This window comes from Nonomuraea sp. NPDC050786, assembly GCF_040654115.1.
Lineage (GTDB): Bacteria > Actinomycetota > Actinomycetes > Streptosporangiales > Streptosporangiaceae > Nonomuraea.
Map to the genome: position 1 here is coordinate 1,381 of NZ_JBFAHJ010000069.1, position 3,619 is coordinate 4,999.

2 rRNA genes (1 of these 2 cut by a window edge) are annotated in these 3,619 nt (G+C 57.3%); both read right to left on the reverse strand.

The features are described 5' to 3' along the window. Positions 1-1,683, reverse strand: a 23S ribosomal RNA gene (locus AB0H84_RS53295) (its annotated part extends 1,380 nt beyond the left edge of the window); the annotation flags it as partial. A 295-nt stretch (positions 1,684-1,978) separates the two neighbouring features. Further along, positions 1,979-3,498, reverse strand: a 16S ribosomal RNA gene (locus tag AB0H84_RS53300). Positions 3,499-3,619: the final 121 nt, after the last annotated feature.

The window sequence follows — 3,619 nt, forward strand, 5'->3', positions numbered from 1 at the left end:
GCTACATGCTTACCCCAGGACAACCATCGCCTGGGCTGGACTACCTTCCTGCGTCACCCCATCGCTTACCTACTACCCAATCAGGCCGAGCGTTCGGTCTAACACCAGTCCCGAAGGACCAGCTGACTTAAGGACTCTTAGTATCAAGGGGTTCAGTATGGGCGCATTGAAGCGGGTACGGGAATATCAACCCGTTGTCCATCGACTACGCCTGTCGGCCTCGCCTTAGGTCCCGACTTACCCTGGGCGGATTAACCTGCCCCAGGAACCCTTGGTCATCCGGCGCGAGGGTTTCTCACCCTCGATTCGCTACTCATGCCTGCATTCTCACTCGCACAGCTTCCACAACTAGATCACTCTGCTGCTTCACCAGCTGCACGACGCTCCCCTACCCATCAACTCCACAAAGAAGTCAATGCCACGACTTCGGCGGTGTACTTGAGCCCCGCTACATTGTCGGCGCAGAATCACTTGACCAGTGAGCTATTACGCACTCTTTCAAGGGTGGCTGCTTCTAAGCCAACCTCCTGGTTGTCTCTGCGACTCCACATCCTTTCCCACTTAGCACACGCTTAGGGGCCTTAGTCGGTGATCTGGGCTGTTTCCCTCTCGACTACGAACCTTATCGCCCGCAGTCTCACTGCCACGCTCTCACTTACCGGCATTCGGAGTTTGGCTGACGTCAGTAACCTTGTCGGGCCCATCGGCCATCCAGTGCTCTACCTCCGGCAAGAAACACGCGACGCTGCACCTAAATGCATTTCGGGGAGAACCAGCTATCACGGAGTTTGATTGGCCTTTCACCCCTACACACAGATCATCCCCCAGGTTTTCAACCCTGGTGGGTTCGGTCCTCCACCCAGTCTTACCTGAGCTTCAACCTGCCCATGCGTAGATCACTCCGCTTCGGGTCTACAGCATGCGACTCAAACGCCCTCTTCAGACTCGCTTTCGCTACGGCTCCCCCACACGGGTTAACCTCGCCACACACCATAACTCGCAGGCTCATTCTTCAAAAGGCACGCAGTCACATCACACAACAGCAAGCTGCTGTAAGCTCCTACGGCTTGTAGGCACACGGTTTCAGGTACTATTTCACGACCCCTCACCGGGGCACTTTTCACCTTTCCCTCACGGTACTCGTGCACTATCGGTCATCAGGGAGTATTTAGGCTTACCAGGTGGTCCTGGCAGATTCACACAGGATTTCTCGAGCCCCGTGCTACTTGGGATCCCCTCCAGCAGCCCATCCAATTTCGTCTACCCGGCTCTCACGGTCTACGGCAGCCCTTCCCAGAGCTTTCAACTATCAGACAGGTTTATCACTGCTTGGTCGACCGGCAGATCAACCCAGAAGGTCCCACGACCCCGAACATGCAACGCCTGCCGGCTATCACACACGCCCGGTTTAGCCTCATCCGCTTTCGCTCACCACTACTCACGGAATCACATATTGTTTTCTCTTCCTACGGGTACTGAGATGTTTCACTTCCCCGCGTTACCACCAACCGCCCTATACATTCAGGCGGAGGCAACACCACATGACTGGTGCTAGGTTTCCCCATTCGGACATCCCCGGATCAACGTCTGGTTGGCGACTCCCCGAGGCTTAACGCAGCCTCCCACGTCCTTCATCGGCTCCTGATGCCAAGGCATCCACCGTGTGCCCTAAAAAACTTGGCCACAAAGATGCTCGCGTCCACTATGCAAATCTCAAACAACAAACAGCAACCGCATCCACAACTCCGAAAAGATGCTTCAGCGGCCCTGTCATCCAGAAGAACCGGTCGCCCGTTTCCTCAGGACCCAACAGTGTGTCCAACCAACCCCAGCTCTCTCGCGGTCGCTCCCACTCCCCTCCGAAGAGAGGCGGTACTAGACCGGAAGACAACCAGGCTTGGTTGAGTAGCCAGTGCTCCACTAGTGAGCTGTCACCCCACCGAACGTGCGCCGGTGAAAGGTGAAAGTAGCTCCTTAGAAAGGAGGTGATCCAGCCGCACCTTCCGGTACGGCTACCTTGTTACGACTTCGTCCCAATCGCCAGCCCCACCTTCGACCGCTCCCCCCCTTGCGGGTTGGGCCACGGGCTTCGGGTGTTGCCGACTTTCGTGACGTGACGGGCGGTGTGTACAAGGCCCGGGAACGTATTCACCGCAGCATTGCTGATCTGCGATTACTAGCGACTCCGACTTCATGGGGTCGAGTTGCAGACCCCAATCCGAACTGAGACCGGCTTTTAGGGATTCGCTCCACCTCACGGTATCGCAACCCTCTGTACCGGCCATTGTAGCATGTTTGCAGCCCAAGACATAAGGGGCATGATGACTTGACGTCATCCCCACCTTCCTCCGAGTTGACCCCGGCAGTCCCCCATGAGTCCCCACCACCCCGAAAGGCGTGCTGGCAACATGGAGCAAGGGTTGCGCTCGTTGCGGGACTTAACCCAACATCTCACGACACGAGCTGACGACAGCCATGCACCACCTGTCACCCAGTCCGAAGAGGGCCCCATCTCTGGAGCTTTCCGGGTGATGTCAAACCTTGGTAAGGTTCTTCGCGTTGCGTCGAATTAAGCAACATGCTCCGCCGCTTGTGCGGGCCCCCGTCAATTCCTTTGAGTTTTAGCCTTGCGGCCGTACTCCCCAGGCGGGGCGCTTAATGCGTTAGCTCCGGCACGGAGATCGTGGAAGACCCCCACACCTAGCGCCCAACGTTTACAGCGTGGACTACCAGGGTATCTAATCCTGTTCGCTCCCCACGCTTTCGCTCCTCAGCGTCAGGTAAGGCCCAGCAAGCCGCCTTCGCCACCGGTGTTCCTCCTGATATCTGCGCATTTCACCGCTACACCAGGAATTCCACTTGCCCCTACCTACCTCTAGCCGGCCCGTATCCACCGCAGACCCGCAGTTAAGCTGCGGGCTTTCACGGCAGACGCGACCAGCCACCTACGAGCTCTTTACGCCCAATAATTCCGGACAACGCTTGCGCCCTACGTATTACCGCGGCTGCTGGCACGTAGTTAGCCGGCGCTTCTTCTGCAGGTACACGTCAACTTCGTCCCTGCTGAAAGAGGTTTACAACCCGAAGGCCGTCATCCCCCACGCGGCGTCGCTGCGTCAGGCTTCCGCCCATTGCGCAATATTCCCCACTGCTGCCTCCCGTAGGAGTCTGGGCCGTGTCTCAGTCCCAGTGTGGCCGGTCGCCCTCTCAGGCCGGCTACCCGTCGTCGCCTTGGTAGGCCACTACCCCACCAACAAGCTGATAGGCCGCGAGCCCATCCCCAACCGAAAAAACTTTCCACCACCACCCGATGCCAGGGGCGGTCATATCCGGTATTAGACCCAGTTTCCCGGGCTTATCCCAGAGTCAGGGGCAGGTTGCTCACGTGTTACTCACCCGTTCGCCGCTCGAGTACCCCGAAGGGCCTTTCCGCTCGACTTGCATGTGTTAAGCACGCCGCCAGCGTTCGTCCTGAGCCAGGATCAAACTCTCCAAACAATGTCTTCTGTCTGGATTGTGAATCCAAGCAATATCCGTCAATCATGACGGGGTCATGCATGTATCTATCTCATGCACTGGCTTTTAACACACTGTTGAGTTCTCAAGAAACGGACGCGTA